Here is an 18,649-nt window from a genome sequence, read left to right on the forward strand (position 1 = left end):
ACCGGCGGCGGCAAAAGAGAAGGACTTGACGGCGGGTGAGCCGTATTCACCCGGGTTTGCCGGCCTCCGCGATCAGCCAGCGCTTGAAGCCGCGCAATTCGGGCCGGCCCTCGGCCTCGCTTGCGCTCACCAGCCAGTAGGCCGTTTCGGCAGCGACTCCCTTGTCGGCGAGTTCGATCAACTCACCGGATGCCAGCTCGCGGTCGACCCAGGGCCGACGGCCGATCGCCACGCCAAGACCGGCGACCGCCGCGCCCAGGGCAAGGTCCACCGTGTCGAAACGCAGCCCGCCCTTGCAGTCGATGTCTTCGAGGCCGCGGGCCTCCAGCCAGTTCTGCCAGCCTTCGCTCGCGGTCGTGACATGGATGAGAGCCGCCCGCGCCAGATCGACCGTGCCGCGCGAGCCGACGATCTTGGCGCGGTAGGCCGGGCTGCAGACCGGGACGAATTCTTCCCGCAACAGCTTCACCCAGGAAAGACCGCGACTCGGCGTGCGGCTCATGCGGATGGCGAAATCGAAGCCGTCGACCGGAAAGCCGACGTGGCGGCGCGAGGTATCGACGGTGATGCCGACCTTCGGCCAGCGCGCGGTGAAGCGGTGCAATCGCGGTAACAGCCAGCGCGCCGCGAAGGTGGGCGCGCAACTGACGGCAATGGCTCTTTCGCCCCGCCGACTCGGCAACCGCTGCGTGCCCACCGCGATCAGCGACAACGCCTCGCCGATATAGGCGAGATAATCGCCACCCGCCGCCGTGAGCGACAGGCCGCGCGGGCCGCGAACGAAGAGTTTTGCGCCGAGCGTCTCTTCCAGCCCGGCAATGCCGTGGCTGACGGCGCTCGGCGTCAGTCCCAACTCGGCGGCCGCCAGTTTGAAGCTGCGCAGCCGGCCGGCGGCCTCGAACAGGCGCAGCGCCGGCAGCGGCGGTAGACGAAGCGACATGGACGGACTCCGGTGCAGTCTTTCTATTCGGAGCCAATGTTACGCCGGCGTTGGCCGAAACGCCGTCACTTATGCCGTCTCGCGGGCGAACTGGAAGGCATCCTCGAGACGGTCGTTGCCCCAGAACATTTCGTCGCCGACGAAGAAGGTCGGCGCGCCGAACACGCCCTGGGCCCGGGCCTGTTCTGTCTGCTGCCGCAACCGGCCCTTGATGTCGTCGGACCGGGCCTGGGCGAGAAGAGCATCGGCCGGCAAATCGAGGGCGGTCAGGATCGCGCCGACCTGGTCCGGTGCGTTGATGTCCTGGTCCTTGACGAAGTTGAGTTCCATCACGGCGCGGCTGAAGGCGCCGATCCAGGGCTGGTCCGCACCGAGCAGGGCGACGCGGGCGGGCAGGACGCTCAACCGAGGGAAGACGCTCGGGGTCGTCCAGGGCGCCAGTCCGTATTTGCGGCACTGCCGGGCCATGTCACGCTGGACATAGGCCCCCTTCTGCTTCTGCCCGACGAAGGGTGAGTTCTCCATACCGAGGCCACGGAAGATCGGCCCCAGCAGGAACGGCTTCCAGAGCAGGCGCACACCCTGCCGCTGGACCTCCGCCTCGATGCGCATGACGCTGAGATAGCTGTAGTTGCTGGCGAACTCGAACCAGAACTCGACAGCAGGCAGCGGATCAGACGCCATGGTTCCGAAGCGGTGGCGCGCCGGTCAAGGCGTTACTGCCAGTAGCCCGGGGTCCATCCCCACTGGTCGTCCTTCAGGCTCCAATCGCCATTGGTCCAGACCGAGGTCGGATAGGGCCGCTCGACCCAGTTGCCCGGCAACCAGGTGAAGGAGCCGTCGCTGGGGCTGGCCGTATAGCTCCAGTGATAATGGCCGGGATTCCACACGAAGTGGCCTTCCGGCGCGGCCGGCTTGGGCGGAACGGCCTCGGCTTGCGGCGGCGGCGGCTTCACCGGCGACACGATGGCGACCGGCGGCTTGGGTGGGCGCGGCGCCGCGGTCGCCACGGGCGTCTGGCTCTGCTGATTGCAAGCGGTCAGGACAATAGCTGCCAGGAACAGCGTCCCAATGCGTCTCATCGCAAGATCCCCCAAATTGCTCGACTACTTGTTTGCGGCACACGATCGCCGATGCCAATCGACCTGCATCAACAGTTCCGCGGCGCGTCCGTCAAGGGCGATCGTCTCCGGCTCCGCCCTCGGTCTTGCCGTCCCGCAGCGAAGTGGCGCCGTACTGCTTCTGCCGCTCGACCTGCTGGCCGAGCTCAGTCAGCACCGGGACGCTGCGCAGCGCCTCGTCGACCGCGAGCATGCCGATGATGTTGTAGCCATTGTCGACATGAACGATCTCGCCGGTGATGCCCTGGCCGAGATCGCTGATCAGGCTGAGGGCGGCGCGGCCGACATCCTCGATCGTCGTGTTGCGCTTGAGCGGCGCGTTGAGCTCGGCCCACTTGATGAGGTGGCGCATGCCGGAGATGCCGTTCGAGGCCAGCGTCTTGATCGGTCCGGCCGAGATCGCGTTGACGCGGATGTTCAGCGCGCCGAGATCGGCGGCGAGATAGCGCACGCTCGCTTCCAGCGCCGCCTTGGCCACGCCCATGACATTGTAGTTCGGCACGACGCGTTCGGCGCCATAGTAGGTGAGGGTGAGAAGGCTGCCGCCGGCCGTCATCAGCGGGGCAACGCGCTGGGCCACGGCGGTGAAGCTGTAGCAGGAGATGTCCAACGCGGTGGTGAAGTTGCTGCGGCTGGTGCGGACATAGGGACCAAGCAGCTCGTTCTTGTCGGAGTAGGAGATGGCGTGCACGACGAAGTCGATCGGCGCACCCTGCCAGCGCTGACCGAGATCGGCGACCATGCGATCGATATCCTCGTCGGAAGCGACATCGCACGACAGCAGTTCTATCTTGCCAAGCTCCTGCGTCAGGGCCCTGACTCGTTTGCCCACGGCTTCGTTTGGATAGGAGAAGGCCAAGGTGGCGCCTTGGGCGGCGGCGATCTTCGCGATGCCCCAGGCAAGCGAGCGTTCGTTTGCCAGGCCCATGATCAGGCCGCGTTTTCCGGCCAGCAGTCCGAGGGGTGTTGCAGCGATGTCCGGCATGAGCTCCATCGACTCAAAACATGTCCAGTGTCGCTGCCCGCTTTACAGCATTCGGTGAAAACTCCACTTCACGTTTGGTTACGATTTGTGTCGGTCGTGGCATCGTCGTCGGCCGCGGACGGGAACAAGGCGCGCGCACGGGAAGGAACGTGCTCGAGGAAGCCGGGCCCGAATACCAGCCGGCGCTGCCCGGATTTCCTGAAATTGACCGGATCCCGATACCAGTCACGAGCATAGGTCGCGTAGATCATGGGACGCGCCTGCGATGACAGGTTCGGCGTGCCACTGTGATGCAGGCGGAAATCCCACAGCAGGCCCGAGCCGACGGGGACAACGGGCATCGCCGCGCGCGCGTCGTCCTGCGGCTGCTGCCAGCGATGGCTTCCCGGTACGATCGCAGTCGTGCCGTGCTGTTCATTCATCTCGATCAACGGCAGGGCGAAGGTCAGGGCATGCGCCGGCAACAGGGCGGAGATGTCGGCGTTGAAGAGTGGCGGTCCATCGGGATGAAGGCGCTGGGCTTCCGATCCGCTCAAGGAAACGATGGCGCCGAAGGCTTCCAGGATGGCATCTGCATCGAGCACTGCCTGCACCACGGCCATGACAAAGGGATTCGCATAGACGAGCGGGTTCGCGAAACCACCGGACAAGGCAACCGGCACCATGAAGCGCCGGCCACTGACACGCAGCGATTCGAGGCGCTCATGCTCCTGCAGGTAGTGAGCGTAGTTCTTCTCGAACTCGTGGCGCAGCGCCTGGACCATCGCGTCCGGCAGGATGTGGTCGAGAAGGGCGTAGCCATGCCGGATGAAGCAGTCGCAGGCATGGCGGATCTGTTCGCAGCCGGCCAATGTCTCCGGCGCCAGACCGGCGCAATCGATTCGAATCATCCCTGCGGCCCGGCCTCCAGAATCCAGGTGCGTTGTGTCCCGTGAGACCGTATCAACATCGGTGATGCGCGAATGTCTGGCAAGGCAGGATCGTATCGGACACTGCGGTTGACCAAGGGCAATGTCGCTGGGAACGCCATCGTGACGGGCTTCCGTCGTTACCGGATCTACGGCCTGCTGGTGGAGAGCGCGTTTCCGCTGTCGTCCGTTCCGGAGGTGCGGGACGAGACCGAAGCGCCGGCCATCCGGCTGATGCTGGGAACGCCGGACTATTTCGACGCGCATCGGCCGAATGGGCCAGCCGATCCGCTGGACTGGGTTCACCACGCAGTGCTGCCGGACGGAAGTGTCTACATGGGGGCGGAGGGCGTTTTCGAGACCGTGATTTCAGCCGATGGCCGCTCCGCCATATGCGCGCGCCTGGGCGACGTCGACATGCGGTCGTTCGAGGCAAACCTCGTCAACTTCGTCCTGAGTGCCGCGCTCACCCTACGCGGCGAGGAGCCGCTGCATTCGACCGCAGTCAGCTTCGACGGGGCGGTTGTCGGGCTACTCGGTCTCAGCGGCGCCGGCAAGTCGACGCTGGCGGCTTTCCTGATCAGCCAGGGCGCCGACCTCGTGACGGACGACATGTTGCGGGTGACCTTCGGCAATGAGGGCGTCTTGGCCTATCCCGGACCGTATCGCCTGAAGCTGCTGGGCGATGCCGGACATCGATTGCTTCCGGCCGCCGTGGAGCACGGTCATTTCAATCCGTTGAGCGGCAAGACGATGGTGCAACCGCGGGCGGTTCCGACGCTGCCGCAGCGGCCGATGCCGTTGGCGGCGCTCTTTCATATCGGGTATGCGGGCGATGCGGCGCCAGACGATCCGGTTCCGGTATCGGTCCGTCGTCTTTCCGGCCTCGAGTTGGTCAAGGCGATCATTTCGTCGACGATGGACAATCGATATGCTGATCCGCGGCGGCTCGAGCGGCAGCTTCGGTTCGCGGCCGAGATGGCGGACAGGGTGCCTGTCTATGCCCTGCGCTATCCGAGGAGCTTCGAGGCGATGGACCAGATCGCGCATCTCATCCGGGAGAAGATGCAGCCATGAGTCGGCTGACGGCGTTTGCCGGCCTGACGGGCGTCGATCGTCGGCTCCTTGTGGAAGCCTTTGCGACTCTTCTGCTTATCCGGATCGCCTTGCATGCTTGGCGTCTCGAGCGCCTGCGCAAGTGGGCCGCGCGTCCGGGCACGGGCACGGCGCCGCTGGAGCGGATCGTGTGGGCGGTACGGACGGCGTCGCGTCATTTGCCGGGCACGACCTGCCTGTGCTCGGCCCTGTCGTTGCAGCGCATGCTCTCGTCGCGGGGATATGGCTCCGCCTTGCATATCGGTGTCAGCCGGAACGGCGAGCGCTTCGGTGCCCATGCCTGGTTGGTGCGGGACGGAGAGGTGCTGATCGGCGAGCGCGAGGCGGCGGATTATACGTTTCTGACTGCCTGGGCGGCGGGCGACTCGTCGAGCTGAGCGTGTTCGCCGCTGTATTCGATATCCAGGGTGCATCGCTCCCGACGGAATGGATGCGGCCGCAGTCGCGGCATGCGGTCGGTGTCGAGAGGGACACACCGATGATCGTGTCGCTTGGCCGGGCGCGCCAAGCCGCTTTCCTGTGCCGGTCCGACGACACGTCGACTATCGACGGCGAGGCTTGTTCCATCGAGGCATATGCCGAGCGCTTCTGGATCGTCGGTCGGGTCCGGCTGGACGGCCGTTCCGATCTGAAGGCACGGCTTGCAGCGCAGGGCGAGGATATCGAGACGGCATCCGATGCGATGCTTTGTCTACGCGCCTATGCCGCCTGGGGCGAGCGCTTCACCGATTTCATCTCGGGCGATCTGGCCTTTGCGATCTGGGATGGCGCCAAGGAGCACCTGCTGGCCGTGCGCGACCAGTTGGGAAAGCGTTCGCTGTTTCATGCTCGAACGGGTTCGACCTGGCTGATCAGCGATTCGCTCGACTGGATCGCGGATCGCCTGCCGACAGCGGTCGCGTTCGACGATTACTGGATTGCAGATTTCTTGACGGTCGGCTTCTCGCAGGAGGTCGAGCGGACGGTCTATCGCGACATCCATCGACTCGCGCCGGCGCACCTGCTCTGCCTGAGCGATGCCGGTCCGTCGTTGCGCAAGTACTGGCGACTCGAAGTCGAGGAGCCGCTCTATCTTCCCCGTGCCGCCGACTACGGCGACCGCTATCGCGAGTTGCTGTCGAAAGCGATTGCCGATCGGTTGCCCAGCGGGCGGATCGGCATCGCGATGAGCGGCGGGCTCGACTCGACCACGATGGCCGCGTGTGCCGTCGAGCTTTGCCGCGATCGCTCGCGCATCGTGGCGGAATGCGAGCAGTATCAGGAGCTGACGGAGAGCCGGGAAGGCTATTACGCGGGCCTTGTCGCGCAGCGCCTTGGTATCGAGCTCCAGCTCGTGAAGGCCGACGACCTCGTTTACGATCCGCACTGGCAGTCGCGCGCTCTTTGGCATGACGAGCCCACCGTCTATTTCGTCAACGCGCAGAACTGCCGCGCGCTTTATGGCCAGTTGGCCGGCTGGGCGTCGGTCTGGTTCGACGGCGAGGGGCCGGACAACGCGCTCACCTTCGATCGTGATGCCTATTTCCATTGGCTGTGGCGACGCGGTTCCTGGGGAAGGCTGGCGGGTTCGGCCTTGCAGTATGCCTGGATCAAGGGAGCGGAGGGCTGGAGAGCCAGCCTGCAGCGCCGTCTAGGGCGGAGCGCGGAGCGGCCGCGAGCGGCGGTTGGATCGATACCGTCCTGGCTGAGCGGCGACTTCGTCGCCCGTTGTCATCTCGCCGAGCGCCTGCGGGATCTGGGACAGAGACCCGAGAGCTCCCATCCCTGGCATCCCGAGGCCATCGCCTCCTTCACCAGTCCGATCTGGGCGCGCTACTTCGACGACTTCCGCTTTTACCAATCCCTGGCGCCCTGCGTCTGGCGCCACCCCTATCTCGATCTGCGGGTCCTCCAGTTCATGCTGTCCGTGCCGCCCGTGCCCTGGGCCTGGAAGAAGCGCCTGGTTCGCGTCGCCATGCGCGGTCGCTTGCCCGACGAAGTTCTCTACCGGGAAAAGACGGCGCTGGTCGGGGCCGGCCAGGCCGGCCTGATCCGCCGCCATGGCCTTCCGGAGATTGCGAGCGTCAGCCCGCTCGACTCCTATATCGATTGGCGAGCCCTGCGGGCGGACCAACTATCCGACGGCGAGATCGATACGGCGATTGCCTCGCATGCGCTGGCGCATTGGTTTGCGCTCAGGCAGCAAAAACATTGCAGTGCAAGTGTGATTTGATGTTGGAGATGGCGATGGATGGCGGTACAAAGCGCCGATTCGCTGGGCGGTTATCGATTGTCGTCGTGAAATGGGCAGGGAAGCTTGGCTGAGGAAATTGAAGGATCGTCGGTCTTCAGGCGCTCGGCCGGGCAGGTCTCCTGCACCATAAACGGCGAAGTGGCGATCCTGAGCCTGGAAAAGGCTGTCTACTTCGGCTTGCAGGGCGCCGGCGTCCAGATCTGGGAGGCGCTCGAACAACCCCGCTCGGTCGACGACCTTTGTCGGTCCGTCATGTCCGAATTCGAAGTTTCGCCGGAGCAGTGCCGGAAGGACGTCGTGCGGCTGCTGGCAGAGATGCGGAAAGAGGGCTTGGTGGAGAGCGTCGACTGACCTCGCGATCGAGGTCATCGTGCTATATTGTACGAAATCATTCGAAAGGCCGGACAACATGGATCAGGCAGTAGAGACGAAACAGGATGCTCCGGCCCTGGAACAGACCGGAGCGAAGAAGCCCTACCAGGCGCCGGCTCTGACGCGCTGGGGCAGCCTGAAGGACCTGACGATGGCGGTCGGCCCCGTCGGGGCGCCCGATTGGGGCTATCGCACCAAGTTCCGGTACACCGGCCGTGGCGGCCTCCACGTCGCGGGTACACCCAAGCATTAAGCGCGTCATCGGTCGACATTTTCCAGAGAGGGCAGGTTGCGCTGACCGCCTGCGGGATGGCTTCCGTGGCCGAGCATCGAGAGGGTGAGCGAGAATTCGCGCTTCTGTGCTTGGCGGTGCGGCCGCAACCTGACTTCGACGGACTCAAAACCATCCTGCAGCAGGGGGTCGACGAGTCCGTCCTGCTTCGGCTCGCGGAAAGGCATGGCGTTCGGCCGGGACTCATCCAATCCCTGGCGGCGCTATCGTGGGAACGGGTTCCTCGGCCGGTCCGTCAGGAACTCGAAGCCTTCCAACATCGCCACCTGATCCGGACGCTTGCCCTGGCGAACGAATTGCGCGGGGTCGCCGCTTTGCTCGGCACAAGCGGCATCGCCTTTGCCGCCTTCAAGGGGCCGACGCTGGCCCTCTCGCTCTATGGCGGTGTGGCGGCGCGTGAATATGGCGACATCGATATCATCGTCCGCGAAGACCGGGTAGCAGACGCCGAACGCCAGCTGAAGACACTGGGTTATCACCTGCCGGGCGACGACCCGGCCTATCGCCATGCCTTCCTGGGTTATCAGCGCCAATACGAGCTGGTACGCGACGACACCGAGAGCGCGATCGACCTGCATTGGGCTTTCAGCGGCAGCCACGTCCCCTTTCCGCTCGCGACCGACGAGATCTGGTCCGGCCTGCAACCCGTGCCGATCGGTGGACGGGACATTCCGACGCTTCAAGGGCCCGAACTGGCGCTCCTGTTGGCGGGGCACGGCACCAAGGAGCGCTGGGGCTGCCTCAAGTGGGTGTGCGATTTCGCCTTGCTGATGGATCGTCATCCGGATCTCGACTGGATGGCTGTCCATCGACGCGCCGCTCAGCATGACTGCGGCGATGCCGTGCTGCTCGGCTGCGCCATGGCGCGCGACGTGCTGGAGCAGCCCGTGCCGTCTGCGCTCGACGCGCAGCTTACCGCCAGCAAACGGGTGAGGTCGCTCAGCCGCTTGCTGGTCGAGCGCTTGCAGGAAGGACCGTGGCCGGCCGGCGAGCCGGAGAATTTCACGGACTTCGATCTGTGCGAGAGGCCGCTCGACAGGGTGAAGGCGACGCTGAAGATCGTGTTCACACCAACCGGCAGCGACCATGCCGCGATGCCGCTGCCGCAGGCCCTGTGGCCGGCCTACTACCTGACGCGGCCTTTCCGGCTCGCCTCGCGGCTGTTGACGCGCAGCCGGCCGTAGCGACGGCGGCGTCATTCGGCGGCGATGGCGAACCTCGCATCCGGCAGGAGTCGCGCCCGATCGATCGGCGCGCCGGCGTCGAACGTCTTGAGCTCGGGCATCACTGTGTTGGCGAACAGCCGCACGTTGCGGGCTGCTTCCTCGTGCGGCATGCCGGCATAGGAGAAGACGCCGACATAGCCGCAGTTCCGCGTCTGGCGATGGATCGCCATGATCTTCTCATAGACCTGCTCGGGCGTGCCGTAGACTTGGAGGTCGGCGAAGAACTCGATCGCCTTCTGGTCGCCGTAGACCGCAAGCTTCTCGTTCATCTTGGCGTAGTATTCGTAGCCGCGCTGGTTCTTCATGTGCTCGCCGGCGAATTGGTAGTGGTCGAGCACGGTGCGGTAGTAGCCGCCGATATACTTCACCGCCATCTCGCGCGCCCGCTCGGCGCTCTCGTCGACGAAGGTCCAGCCGGCCGAGATGGGCTGCGGCGCATCGGTTCCATTGATCTCGCGATAGAGCGCGTTGTACTCGGTCAGCTCCTTCTCGACCTCGCGCCAGGGCTTCTGCGGGATGATCAGCAGGCCGACGCCCAGCCGCGCCATGATGCGCGAACTCTCGGGGCTGACGGCGGCGGCGTAGGTGCGGCCGCGGAACGACTTGAAGGGCGCCGGCCGGATGGCGGCGGGCGGCTGACGGTAATGCTTGCCCTGATAGTCCATCACGCCGCTCTCGAGGCCCTTGAGCAAGGCCTCGCCGTATTCGACGAACAGTTCGCGGCTGTCGCCCATGTCGAGGCGGAAGCCGTCGAACTCGACCTTGCCCGCCCCGCGGCCGAGACCCAGGATCATGCGGCCGCCGGACAGATGATCGAGCATGGATATCTGCTCCGCCACCCGCATCGGATCGTGCCACGGCAGTACGACGACCATCGAGCCGAGACGCAGGTTGCGCGTGCGGCCGGCCATGTAGGAGAGGAACTGCACCACGTCCGGACACATCGTGTAATCGGTGAAGTGGTGCTCGACCGACCAGATCGACTCGAAGCCGAGCGGCTCGGCCATGTCCGCCAGTGCGAGCTCGTTCAGGTAGATCTGCCGGTCGGAGACCTTCCGGCCGGTATTCTGGAATACCACCGCCATTCCCACATGCATGGGCCTTCCTCCGCGCCTGTTCGGTCTCATGGTAAACGGTTGTTCATGTTGTTGGAAGAAGGGCCAGGCCTTGCTTGATTCCGCCTCATTCGGCGGTCATATCGGCGCCATGCGTCGCTTTCTTGCCGGACTTCTCGCCGTTCTCGCTGTCGCCGTCGTCGGATCGAGCGGGGCCCACGCCCAGACCGGCGTGCCGGAGATCGAGAACTACTTCAACTCGATCCGCACGCTGCAGTCGCGGTTCGTCCAGAGCAATCCGAACGGCTCGGTTGTGCAGGGAACGCTCTATGTGCGGCGGCCCGGCCGCATGCGCTTCGAGTACGATCCGCCATCGCAGCTCAAGATCGTGGCCGACGGTTTTCAGGTGACGTTGTGGGATCCGGCCACGCGTGACTTCGGGCAATGGCCGATCGGCTGGACGGCAGCCTCGTTCCTGGTCAAGGACCCGCTGAAGCTGTCGGGCGATCTGACCGTGCAGGCCTTGAACCGCGACGCCGACGGCCTGATCAACGCCACCATCGTGCAGACGCGCAAGCCGCAGGAGGGCAAGGTGATCGTCCGCCTTGCGGAAAATCCGCTGACGCTGCGCGGCTGGTCGATCGTCGACAATCGCGGCAACACCGTCACGGTGACTCTGACCAGCGTCCAGTCGGGCATGCAGCTTGCCGATTCGCTGTTCAAATATGACGGCCCCGACGCCGGGCAAATTCTCAACGGCGGACGCAACTGACGCGCTATAAGCCTCACATGGATCGTGTGGGGAAATGGCCAAGTGAGTAGTCTGATCGTTCGGGCCTCGACCGAGGCCGACGTGGCGCGCTGCGCCGAAATCTATAGCCATCACGTGTTGCACGGCACGGCCTCGTTCGAGGTCGAGCCGCCGGACCTGGCCGAAATGAAGAAACGGCGGGCGGCGGTGCTCGATCTCGGCCTGCCCCATCTCGTCGCCGAGCGTGGGGGTCGCGTGATGGGCTACGCCTACGCCAGCAACTGGCGGCCCCGACCGGCCTACAAATACTCGGTCGAGGATTCGATCTACATCGACAAGGATGCGGTCGGCCAAGGCGTCGGCAAGGCGCTGCTGCCGGTCCTGATCGAGCAGTGCACAGCCTTGGGCAAGCGGCAGATGGTGGCGGTGATCGGCGATTCGGCCCAGACGCCGTCGATCCGCCTGCATGCCTCCTGTGGCTTCGAGATGGTGGGAACGCTGAAGAGCATCGGCTTCAAGTTCGGCCGCTGGCTCGATTCGGTGCTGATGCAACGGGCACTCGGAGCGGGCGACACGATTGTTCCGGGAGGGAACTGACATGCGGCTCATCGACTATTTCGACCGCGGGGCTGATCTCTTCCCCGAGCGCCACTGCCTTCACGACGGCACGCAAGGCTGGACCTACCGCGAGGTGCGCGAGACCACGCATCGCGTCGCCAACGGCCTGCTGAAGACTGGCCTTCCGCTCGGTGCCAAGGCCGCGGTCTACAGCCCCAACCACGCCATGGCCTATGCAGCGCTGCTGGGCATCGTGCGGGCGGGCCTGATCTGGGCGCCGGTCAACGCGCGCAACGCCCTCGAGGAGAACCTGTTCATCCTCGACAACACCGACGTCGAGTTTCTCTTCTATCACTCGAGCTTCGCCGACTACGTCGCGCGCATCCGCGAAGCCTGTCCCAAGATCAAGACCTTCCTCTGTCTCGACGATCCCGAGTTCACTGCCTGGCTGTCGCGGTTCGAAGCGGCGGCTCCGGACCTGGCCGATGCGCCGGACGATGTCGCCATGCTGATCAGCTCCGGCGGCACGACCGGCCGGCCGAAGGGCGTGCAGATCACCAACCGCGTGATCGAGACCATGAACTCGATCTTCTGGGCCAGCATGCCGATCGAGCAGCCGCCGGTGCATCTGATGGTGGCGCCGATGACGCATGCGGCCGGCGTCTGTTCCTTCCCGCTGTTGCCCTATGGCGGCACCAACATCTTCATGGGCACGGCCGATCCCGGCGCCATCCTGGCCGCGATCGAGAGGCACAAGGTCACGCATATCTACATGCCGCCGACCCTGATCTACATCCTGCTGGCGCACCCGGACATCGGCAAATACGACTACAGCTCGCTGCGGCACCTGGTCTATGCCTCGGCGCCCATGTCGGTCGACAAGCTCGTCGAGGCGATCAAGGTGTTCGGGCCGGTGCTGACGCAGACCTACGGCCAGGCCGAGGCCTGCATGATCTGTACCTTCTTCTCGCCCAAGGACCATGTGGCGGCGCTCGAGGGCAACAACCGCCACCGCCTCGCCAGTTGCGGCAAGCCGACGCCGCTGATGCGCGTCGAGGTCATGGACGACGAGGGCCGGCTGCTGCCGCGCGGGCAACGCGGCGAGATCGTGGTGCGCGGTGGCCTCGTCATGAAGGGCTACTACAAGAACCCGCAGGCCACGGCCGAGGCCTCGACCTTCGGCTGGCACCATACCGGCGATATCGGCGTCATCGACGAGGACGGCTTCGTCTATATCGTCGATCGCAAGAAGGACATGATCATCTCGGGCGGCTTCAATGTCTTCCCGAGCGAAGTCGAGCAGGTGCTGTGGAGCCATCCGGCGGTGCAGGACTGTGCCGTCATCGGCGTGCCGGACGAGAAGTGGGGAGAGGCGGTCAAGGCCGTGGTCGAGCTCAAGCCCGGCACGACGGTCGAGGAGGCGGAGCTGATCGCCCTGGCGAAGGAAAAGCTCGGCGGCGTGAAGGCGCCGAAATCGATCGACTTCGTGGCGACGCTGCCGCGCAGCCCCGTCGGCAAGGTGTTGAAGAAGGACCTGCGCGCCACTTACTGGGCCGGCCGCGACCGGAAGATCTGAGAGATGAGGATCGCGCTCTCCGGCCTGCGTCAGTTGCCGCCCAACGTGCAGGGCGCCCTGTGGCTGGTGAGCGGCGGATTCATCTTCACCACCAACAGCGCCATGATCCGGCTGCTGTCGGCCGAGATCGAAGGCGTGCAGACGGCGTTCTTCCGCGCCTTCTTCTCGGTGCTGCTGCTGACGCCGATGATGCTGAACGGACGCGTGCAGCCGTGGCGCAGCAAGCGCATCCAGGGCCATTTCTGGCGCACCTTCATGGGCACCTGCTCGATGGTGCTGGGCTTTTATGCCGTGTCGATGCTGCCGCTGGCCGATGCCACGGCACTGGCCTTCTCGCAGCCGCTCTTCTCGGTGGTCATCGCCGCGGCGATCGCCGGCGAGAAGGTGCGGTGGCGACGCTGGGCTGCCACCATCGTCGGCTTCGTCGGCGTGCTGGTGATGGTCCGGCCGGGCAGCGGCAGCCTGCAGCCGGGCGCCGTCGTTGCGCTGCTGAATGCCTTGTCGGTCGCCGTCTCGATCTATCTCGTGCGGCGGCTGTCCGATTCCGAGGCGCCGCTGATGATCCTGACGCAGTTCGCGATCTTCTCGACGCTGTTGCTGACGATCCCGGCGATCTGGTTGTGGCGCTGGCCATCCGCCTATGGCTGGGCGCTGGCGATCGGCATCTCGATCACGGCGACGCTCGGCCAGTATTTCTGGGTGCAGGCTTTTGCCTCAGGAGAAATGTCGGCAGTGGCGCCGTTCGACTATCTGCGGCTGCCGTTCGCCGTGTTCGTGGGCTGGCTGATCTGGGGCGAGATGCCGGTGATCTGGACCTATATCGGCGCTGCCATCGTGATCGGGTCGGCACTTTATATCGCCTATCGCGAGACGCAGCTCCTGCGCGAGCGCCGGGCCCAGGCGCGCATCACGCCTGCGGCGGCGAGGCCTGCTCCTTGAGGAGCCAGGCGCGGGCTTTCTGCCGGTGCGTCTCGGTGATGTGCGAACTGGCGGCCGTGAAGGCGGCCAGCAGGACCGCCGCATCGTCCGTGTAGCCGAGGCCGGCGATGAAATCTGGAATGATATCGAAAGGCATGACGAAGTAGGCCAGCGCCCCGAACAGCGTGGCGCGGATCGTGAGCGGCGTGGCGCTGTCGGTGGCGCAATAGAAAGTGGCGACAGCATCTTCCGTGAACGGCACGTGGCCCAGCGTCCGCCGCGCCTTGCGCCAGAACCCTTGGCGCACGCGCCGTTCGTCGGCCTCGAGTTGGGTGAGATCCGTCATGCCAGGAAAGGTTGGGCCGGCGGCCCGGCTTGGCAAGGGGGCCGGCCCTGCTTAAAAGCGGCTCCAGCCAAGGAGGAGTGAATGAACGTCAAGGGGCAAGCCGTCATCGTTACCGGCGGCGCGTCAGGACTGGGCGGAGCCACCGCATCGGCGCTGGCGGCGGCCGGCGCCAAGGTCGCCATCTTCGATCTGCAGGACGAGCTGGGCGAAAAGAAGGCCAAGGAACTGGGTGGCCTGTACATCAAGACCAACGTCGCCGACGCCGCCAACACCGAAGCCTCGGTCAAGACCGTGGTCGAGAAGCTCGGCGCACCGCGCGTGACGGTGAACTGCGCCGGCATCGGACGGGCCGCGCGCACGATCTCCAAGAACGGACCGCACGACCTGGCGATGTTCTCGCAAGTGATCCAGGTCAACCTAATCGGCACCTTCAACGTGATCCGCCTCGCCTCGTGGGCGATGAGCCAGGCCGAGCCGATGGAAGACGGCGAGCGCGGCGTCATCATCAACACCGCGTCGGTCGCAGCCTTCGACGGCCAGATCGGCCAGGCCGCCTACTCGGCGTCCAAGGGCGGTGTGGTCGGCATGACGCTGCCGATCGCGCGTGATCTGTCGAGCGTGGGCATCCGCGTCTGCACCATCGCGCCGGGCTTGTTCCTGACACCGATGATGATGGGCCTGTCGGCCGAGGCGCAGAAGAGCCTGGGCGCGCAGGTGCCGTTTCCGCCGCGTCTGGGCGATCCGAAGGAATATGCGCAGCTCGCCATGCAGATCGTCGAGAACCGCATGCTGAACGGCGAGACGATCCGCCTCGATGGCGCCATCCGCATGGCGCCAAAGTAGGGCATCCGGATATCGGATCCGGCGTGACTTGACTCCGATCCCCATCGACCCGTTAAATGGCAGTCGATGGGGATCGCGATCTCCCCATGAGGCGGCAGCCGAAGCATCGCGTCCTGTTTTCTTCCTCAAGGACGCTGCCCCATGCCCTCGACCAATGCTATTTCCGTTGAAAAACTCGCTCGTCTGATCGGCCGTCCGGACACTCCGGCGCTGATCGACGTCTGCACCGAAGAAGACTTCGCCATCATGCCGCGACTCGTCCCGGGCGCCGTGCGACGGCCTTGGGATGCCGTTCCCGCCTGGGGACCGGAGTTCGTGGCCAGCGGCAAGCCCGCCGTCGTGATGTGCACGAAGGGGCTGAAGCTCAGCCAGGGCGTGGCCGCCTGGCTGCGCCACGAAGGTGTCGCCGCCGATATTCTCGAAGGCGGCGTCATGGGCTGGCAGGCCGCGAAGCTGCCGATGGTGCCGGCCGACAAACTGCCCCAGCGCGACGCCCGCGGCCGGACCGTCTGGGTGACGCGCTCGCGGCCCAAGGTCGATCGCATCGCCTGCCCGTGGCTGATCCGGCGTTTCGTCGATCCTGGTGCGGTGTTCCTGTTCGTGGCGCCGTCCGAGGTCATGGACGTGGCCGATCGCTTCGCCGCCACGCCGTTCGATATCGATCGGCCCGACGTCCATTGGAGTCATCGTGGCCTCAAATGCACCTTCGACGTCATGGTCGAGGAGTTCGGCCTCGAGACCGAGCCTTTGAGGCGCCTGGCGGCGATCGTGCGCGGCGCCGATACCGGCCGCCCCGAGATCGCGCCGGAATCGGCGGGATTGCTGGCCGCATCGCTTGGTCTTTCGCGCATGTTCTCCGACGACCTCGCCCAGCTCGAGGCGGGGATGACGCTCTACGACGCTTTCTATCGATGGTGTCGCGACGCCGTCGACGAGGGACACGACTGGCCTCCGACGGCGCGGAAAAAGTCGTGAATCCGGTTCCCTTCGGCGACGCGATGCGCGTGTGGGCGCGCGTCGCCGCGCTCTCCTTCGGCGGTCCGGCCGGCCAGATCGCGGTGATGCATCGCATCATCGTCGAAGAAAAGAAGTGGATCGGCGAGAACCGCTTCCTGCAGGCGCTGAACTATTGCACCTTGTTGCCCGGTCCCGAGGCGCAGCAGCTCGCCACCTATATCGGTTGGCTGATGCACCGCACCAGAGGCGGGTTGCTGGCCGGCACGCTGTTCGTGCTGCCGGGGTTCGTCTCCATCATGATCCTGTCCTGGATCTATGTGCTCCTCGGCAAGGTCACGCTGGTGCAGGGCCTGTTCTTCGGCCTGAAGTCGGCGGTGCTGGTGATCGTGATCGAGGCGGTGCTGCGCGTCGGCAGGCGGGCGCTGCGCAACGACGTCCTGCGCGGCCTTGCTGCGGCAGCCTTCATCGCCATCTTCTTCTATGACATTCCGTTCCCGGTGATCATCCTGCTCGCGGCGGCGATCGGCTGGCTTGGCGGCCGGCTGGGGTGGAAGCCCTTCCTTGTCGGCGGTGGCCACGGCAAGGTCGGCGACAAGCAGGTGGCGGACGCCGACTCGATCCTGGGCGAGGCGACGCCACCGCATGCGCGGCCGAACCTGCGCTGGTCGCTCAAGATTAGCTCGGCCTTCCTGGCCTTGTGGCTCGTTCCGGTCGCGGCGCTCTATATCGGGCTGGGCCCCGTGAACGTGTTCTCCCAGATCGCCATCTTCTTCAGCAAGATGGCCGTGGTCACCTTCGGCGGCGCCTATGCCGTGCTGGCCTATGTCGCCCAGCAGGCGGTCGATCATTATCATTGGGTGACTCCCGGCGAGATGCTGGATGGGCTCGGCATGGCGGAGACGACGCCAGGCCCGCTGATCATCGTCACCCAGTTCGTCGGCTTTCTGGGCGCCTGGCGCTCGCCGGGACCGCTCCATCCCTTGCTGGCGGGAACCTTGGGCGGCGTGCTGACCACCTGGGTCACCTTCACGCCGTGCTTCCTCTGGATCTTCTTCGGCGCGCCGTTCGTGGAAGTGCTGCGCGCCAACAAGGCGTTGGCGGCGGCGCTGGGCGCCGTCACGGCTGCCGTGGTCGGCGTGATCCTGAACCTTGCCGTCTGGTTCGGGCTGCACGTGCTGTTTGCGACGCTGCGGCCGGTCCACTGGCTCGGCGCTTCGGCCGAGTTGCCGCTGCTGTCGTCGATCAACCTGCCGGCCTTCGTGCTCGCCGTTGCGGCCGCTATCGCCGTTTTTCGCTTCAAGATCGGCATGGTCCCCGTCCTGCTCGCCTGCTCGATCGCCGGAGTCCTCTATTCGCTGTTCGTGAGTTCGCTCTGAGGCCGTCCACCAACCCAAGGAGGTTTCAATGACCGATACACAGAACCGTCGCGACTTCATCGGAATTGCCGCCGGCGTCGCGCTTGCCGCGACGGCGGTGGACGCCATGGCGCAAACGCCGCCGAAGCCCGACTATGCGATAAAGAAGCTGCCCTTCGACCCGTCGAAGATCAAATTCCTGTCGGAGAAGCTGCTCGCCAGCCACTACGAGAACAACTACGGCGGTGCGGTGAAGCGGCTGAACGCGATTGCCGCCCAGCTCGCGACTCTCGATATGGCGACGGCGCCGGTCTTCGTCGTCAACGGGCTGAAACGGGAGGAGCTGATCGCTGCCAACTCCATGATCATCCACGAACTGTATTTCGATGGGCTTGGTGGAGAAGGGGATCCCAAAGGGCTCCTGGCGGAGGCGATCAATCGCGACTTCGGCAGTCTCCAGCGCTGGAAGGCGGAATTCGCCGCGATGGGCAAGGCGCTGGGCGGCGGTTCGGGTTGGGTCCTGCTCACCTGGTCGCCGCACGACAAGCGCCTGGTCAATACCTGGGCCGCCGATCATACGATGACGCTGGCGAATGGCCGACCGATCCTCGCGCTCGACATGTACGAACACGCCTATCAGATGGACTACGGCGCGAAGGCCGCGGCTTACGTGGACGGCTTCATGCAGGCGATCCGCTGGGAGAATGCCGCGGCGCTCTACGAGCGTTACAGCAAGGAAGCGTGACCTCGCCGAGAGGCCCGGGTATTTGCAGCCTGACGGAATCGGGCGCGCGGAAATTCTCGCTGCGGCGATGACTGAGCGCGCCCGGCATCTGGGCTATACTTCACCCATGACTGATACAGCATTGCCGGACCGGCTCTCCACCAATCCCAAAAGTCCCTTTTACGACGAGGCGCTGCTCCAGAAGGGCGTCGGCATCAAGTTCGACGGCGAGGAGAAGACCAATGTGGAGGAGTACTGCGTCAGCGAGGGCTGGATCCGCGTCGCCGTCGGCAAGACGGTGGATCGCAAGGGCAATCCGCTGACCATCAAGCTCAAGGGTAAGGTCGAACCTTACCTGCAGAAGTAACGGAGC

Annotated in this window: 22 protein-coding genes; 15 read left to right on the forward strand and 7 right to left on the reverse strand. The window is 65.2% G+C overall.

Annotated features, from left to right (window positions below; all coding sequences use genetic code 11):
- Window positions 1–46: 46 nt before the first annotated feature.
- From B5D62_RS26385 to B5D62_RS26405, 5 genes are all read right to left on the reverse strand, one after another.
- On the reverse strand, window positions 47–940 hold the full coding sequence (locus tag B5D62_RS26385) for a LysR substrate-binding domain-containing protein (protein WP_085937055.1): 894 nt from the start codon (window positions 938–940) through the stop codon (window positions 47–49).
- Window positions 941–1,009: 69 nt separating this feature from the next.
- Window positions 1,010–1,624, reverse strand: a complete 615-nt coding sequence (locus B5D62_RS26390) for a 2-hydroxychromene-2-carboxylate isomerase (RefSeq protein WP_085937056.1) — start codon at window positions 1,622–1,624, stop codon at window positions 1,010–1,012.
- Between the two features lie 32 nt (window positions 1,625–1,656).
- A complete protein-coding gene (locus B5D62_RS26395) occupies window positions 1,657–2,022 on the reverse strand; it encodes a flagellar basal body L-ring protein FlgH (RefSeq protein WP_085937057.1) in 366 nt (121 codons plus the stop codon).
- A 91-nt stretch (window positions 2,023–2,113) separates the two neighbouring features.
- Window positions 2,114–3,046, reverse strand: coding sequence for an enoyl-ACP reductase FabI (locus B5D62_RS26400; RefSeq protein WP_085937245.1), 933 nt, complete (start codon window positions 3,044–3,046; stop codon window positions 2,114–2,116).
- A 68-nt stretch (window positions 3,047–3,114) separates the two neighbouring features.
- Window positions 3,115–3,936, reverse strand: coding sequence for a phytanoyl-CoA dioxygenase family protein (locus tag B5D62_RS26405; RefSeq protein ID WP_170921148.1), 822 nt, complete (start codon window positions 3,934–3,936; stop codon window positions 3,115–3,117).
- 72 nt (window positions 3,937–4,008) lie between these two features.
- Between B5D62_RS26405 and B5D62_RS26410 the strand changes: the two genes are divergently transcribed.
- From B5D62_RS26410 to B5D62_RS26435, 6 genes are all read left to right on the forward strand, one after another.
- Window positions 4,009–5,031, forward strand: a complete 1,023-nt coding sequence (locus B5D62_RS26410; RefSeq protein WP_170921149.1) for a hypothetical protein — start codon at window positions 4,009–4,011, stop codon at window positions 5,029–5,031.
- Entirely contained in the window at window positions 5,028–5,447 is a 420-nt protein-coding gene (locus B5D62_RS26415) for a lasso peptide biosynthesis B2 protein (protein WP_085937060.1), read from the forward strand. Before B5D62_RS26410 ends, B5D62_RS26415 begins: the two co-directional genes overlap by 4 nt.
- 2 nt (window positions 5,448–5,449) lie before the next feature.
- On the forward strand, window positions 5,450–7,282 hold the full coding sequence (locus tag B5D62_RS26420) for an asparagine synthase-related protein (RefSeq protein WP_085937061.1): 1,833 nt from the start codon (window positions 5,450–5,452) through the stop codon (window positions 7,280–7,282).
- An 84-nt stretch (window positions 7,283–7,366) separates the two neighbouring features.
- Window positions 7,367–7,654: a PqqD family protein gene (locus tag B5D62_RS26425; protein WP_085937062.1), complete on the forward strand. Its 288-nt coding sequence runs from the start codon at window positions 7,367–7,369 to the stop codon at window positions 7,652–7,654.
- A gap of 58 nt (window positions 7,655–7,712) precedes the next feature.
- Entirely contained in the window at window positions 7,713–7,928 is a 216-nt protein-coding gene (locus B5D62_RS26430; RefSeq protein WP_085937063.1) for a lasso RiPP family leader peptide-containing protein, read from the forward strand.
- A gap of 65 nt (window positions 7,929–7,993) precedes the next feature.
- Window positions 7,994–9,151 (forward strand): nucleotidyltransferase domain-containing protein, encoded by a 1,158-nt coding sequence (locus B5D62_RS26435; protein ID WP_170921150.1) that lies wholly within the window; start codon window positions 7,994–7,996, stop codon window positions 9,149–9,151.
- Window positions 9,152–9,162: 11 nt separating this feature from the next.
- On the opposite strand, the gene B5D62_RS26440 is transcribed toward B5D62_RS26435, so the two are convergent.
- On the reverse strand, window positions 9,163–10,290 hold the full coding sequence (locus B5D62_RS26440) for an LLM class flavin-dependent oxidoreductase (protein ID WP_170921151.1): 1,128 nt from the start codon (window positions 10,288–10,290) through the stop codon (window positions 9,163–9,165).
- Between the two features lie 70 nt (window positions 10,291–10,360).
- On the opposite strand from B5D62_RS26440, the gene B5D62_RS26445 reads away from it, so the two are divergent.
- The 4 genes from B5D62_RS26445 to B5D62_RS26460 are packed head-to-tail and all read left to right on the forward strand — an operon-like array spanning window position 10,361 to window position 14,072.
- Complete coding sequence (locus B5D62_RS26445; RefSeq protein ID WP_170921152.1) at window positions 10,361–11,020, forward strand: LolA family protein; 660 nt, start codon at window positions 10,361–10,363, stop codon at window positions 11,018–11,020.
- Between the two features lie 42 nt (window positions 11,021–11,062).
- Window positions 11,063–11,596, forward strand: coding sequence for a GNAT family N-acetyltransferase (locus B5D62_RS26450; RefSeq protein WP_085937066.1), 534 nt, complete (start codon window positions 11,063–11,065; stop codon window positions 11,594–11,596).
- 1 nt (window position 11,597) lies between these two features.
- The gene (locus B5D62_RS26455; RefSeq protein ID WP_085937067.1) at window positions 11,598–13,133 is read left to right on the forward strand and encodes a class I adenylate-forming enzyme family protein; all 1,536 of its coding nucleotides are present in this window, start codon (window positions 11,598–11,600) and stop codon (window positions 13,131–13,133) included.
- Between the two features lie 3 nt (window positions 13,134–13,136).
- Window positions 13,137–14,072, forward strand: a complete 936-nt coding sequence (locus B5D62_RS26460) for a DMT family transporter (protein ID WP_085937068.1) — start codon at window positions 13,137–13,139, stop codon at window positions 14,070–14,072.
- On the opposite strand, the gene B5D62_RS26465 is transcribed toward B5D62_RS26460, so the two are convergent.
- Window positions 14,041–14,397 carry a YkvA family protein gene (locus B5D62_RS26465; protein WP_085937069.1) on the reverse strand — a complete coding sequence of 119 codons (357 nt, stop codon included), beginning with the start codon at window positions 14,395–14,397 and terminating at the stop codon, window positions 14,041–14,043. The genes B5D62_RS26460 and B5D62_RS26465 overlap by 32 nt on opposite strands.
- Before the next feature lie 81 nt (window positions 14,398–14,478).
- Here B5D62_RS26465 and B5D62_RS26470 point away from each other — a divergent pair, with 81 nt between their 5' ends.
- The 5 genes from B5D62_RS26470 to B5D62_RS26490 all read left to right on the forward strand — a co-directional run bounded on the left by B5D62_RS26470 (window position 14,479) and on the right by B5D62_RS26490 (window position 18,643).
- Window positions 14,479–15,240, forward strand: a complete 762-nt coding sequence (locus B5D62_RS26470; protein ID WP_085937070.1) for an SDR family NAD(P)-dependent oxidoreductase — start codon at window positions 14,479–14,481, stop codon at window positions 15,238–15,240.
- A 141-nt stretch (window positions 15,241–15,381) separates the two neighbouring features.
- Window positions 15,382–16,215 carry a chromate resistance protein ChrB domain-containing protein gene (locus B5D62_RS34095; protein ID WP_085937071.1) on the forward strand — a complete coding sequence of 278 codons (834 nt, stop codon included), beginning with the start codon at window positions 15,382–15,384 and terminating at the stop codon, window positions 16,213–16,215.
- Complete coding sequence (gene chrA, locus B5D62_RS26480) at window positions 16,152–17,573, forward strand: chromate efflux transporter (protein ID WP_085937072.1); 1,422 nt, start codon at window positions 16,152–16,154, stop codon at window positions 17,571–17,573. Before B5D62_RS34095 ends, chrA begins: the two co-directional genes overlap by 64 nt.
- A gap of 106 nt (window positions 17,574–17,679) precedes the next feature.
- On the forward strand, window positions 17,680–18,297 hold the full coding sequence (locus B5D62_RS26485; RefSeq protein WP_231714956.1) for a superoxide dismutase: 618 nt from the start codon (window positions 17,680–17,682) through the stop codon (window positions 18,295–18,297).
- A gap of 106 nt (window positions 18,298–18,403) precedes the next feature.
- The gene (locus B5D62_RS26490) at window positions 18,404–18,643 is read left to right on the forward strand and encodes a DUF3297 family protein (protein ID WP_085937247.1); all 240 of its coding nucleotides are present in this window, start codon (window positions 18,404–18,406) and stop codon (window positions 18,641–18,643) included.
- Window positions 18,644–18,649: the final 6 nt, after the last annotated feature.

It is taken from the genome of Enhydrobacter aerosaccus (assembly GCF_900167455.1).
Taxonomy (GTDB): domain Bacteria; phylum Pseudomonadota; class Alphaproteobacteria; order Reyranellales; family Reyranellaceae; genus Reyranella; species Reyranella aerosaccus.

Bases quoted from the DNA above. Each gene is read 5' to 3' on its own strand.
- B5D62_RS26385 (WP_085937055.1), bottom strand. From the start codon at position 940: ATGTCGCTTCGTCTACCGCCGCTGCCGGCGCTGCGCCTGTTCGAGGCC.
- B5D62_RS26390 (WP_085937056.1), bottom strand. From the start codon at position 1,624: ATGGCGTCTGATCCGCTGCCTGCTGTCGAGTTCTGGTTCGAGTTCGCC.
- B5D62_RS26395 (WP_085937057.1), bottom strand. From the start codon at position 2,022: ATGAGACGCATTGGGACGCTGTTCCTGGCAGCTATTGTCCTGACCGCT.
- B5D62_RS26400 (WP_085937245.1), bottom strand. From the start codon at position 3,046: ATGCCGGACATCGCTGCAACACCCCTCGGACTGCTGGCCGGAAAACGC.
- B5D62_RS26405 (WP_170921148.1), bottom strand. From the start codon at position 3,936: ATGATTCGAATCGATTGCGCCGGTCTGGCGCCGGAGACATTGGCCGGC.
- B5D62_RS26410 (WP_170921149.1), top strand. From the start codon at position 4,009: ATGTCTGGCAAGGCAGGATCGTATCGGACACTGCGGTTGACCAAGGGC.
- B5D62_RS26415 (WP_085937060.1), top strand. From the start codon at position 5,028: ATGAGTCGGCTGACGGCGTTTGCCGGCCTGACGGGCGTCGATCGTCGG.
- B5D62_RS26430 (WP_085937063.1), top strand. From the start codon at position 7,713: ATGGATCAGGCAGTAGAGACGAAACAGGATGCTCCGGCCCTGGAACAG.
- B5D62_RS26440 (WP_170921151.1), bottom strand. From the start codon at position 10,290: ATGCATGTGGGAATGGCGGTGGTATTCCAGAATACCGGCCGGAAGGTC.
- B5D62_RS26455 (WP_085937067.1), top strand. From the start codon at position 11,598: ATGCGGCTCATCGACTATTTCGACCGCGGGGCTGATCTCTTCCCCGAG.
- B5D62_RS26460 (WP_085937068.1), top strand. From the start codon at position 13,137: ATGAGGATCGCGCTCTCCGGCCTGCGTCAGTTGCCGCCCAACGTGCAG.
- B5D62_RS26465 (WP_085937069.1), bottom strand. From the start codon at position 14,397: ATGACGGATCTCACCCAACTCGAGGCCGACGAACGGCGCGTGCGCCAA.
- B5D62_RS26470 (WP_085937070.1), top strand. From the start codon at position 14,479: ATGAACGTCAAGGGGCAAGCCGTCATCGTTACCGGCGGCGCGTCAGGA.
- B5D62_RS34095 (WP_085937071.1), top strand. From the start codon at position 15,382: ATGCCCTCGACCAATGCTATTTCCGTTGAAAAACTCGCTCGTCTGATC.
- chrA (WP_085937072.1), top strand. From the start codon at position 16,152: ATGGTGTCGCGACGCCGTCGACGAGGGACACGACTGGCCTCCGACGGC.
- B5D62_RS26485 (WP_231714956.1), top strand. From the start codon at position 17,680: ATGGCGCAAACGCCGCCGAAGCCCGACTATGCGATAAAGAAGCTGCCC.
- B5D62_RS26490 (WP_085937247.1), top strand. From the start codon at position 18,404: ATGACTGATACAGCATTGCCGGACCGGCTCTCCACCAATCCCAAAAGT.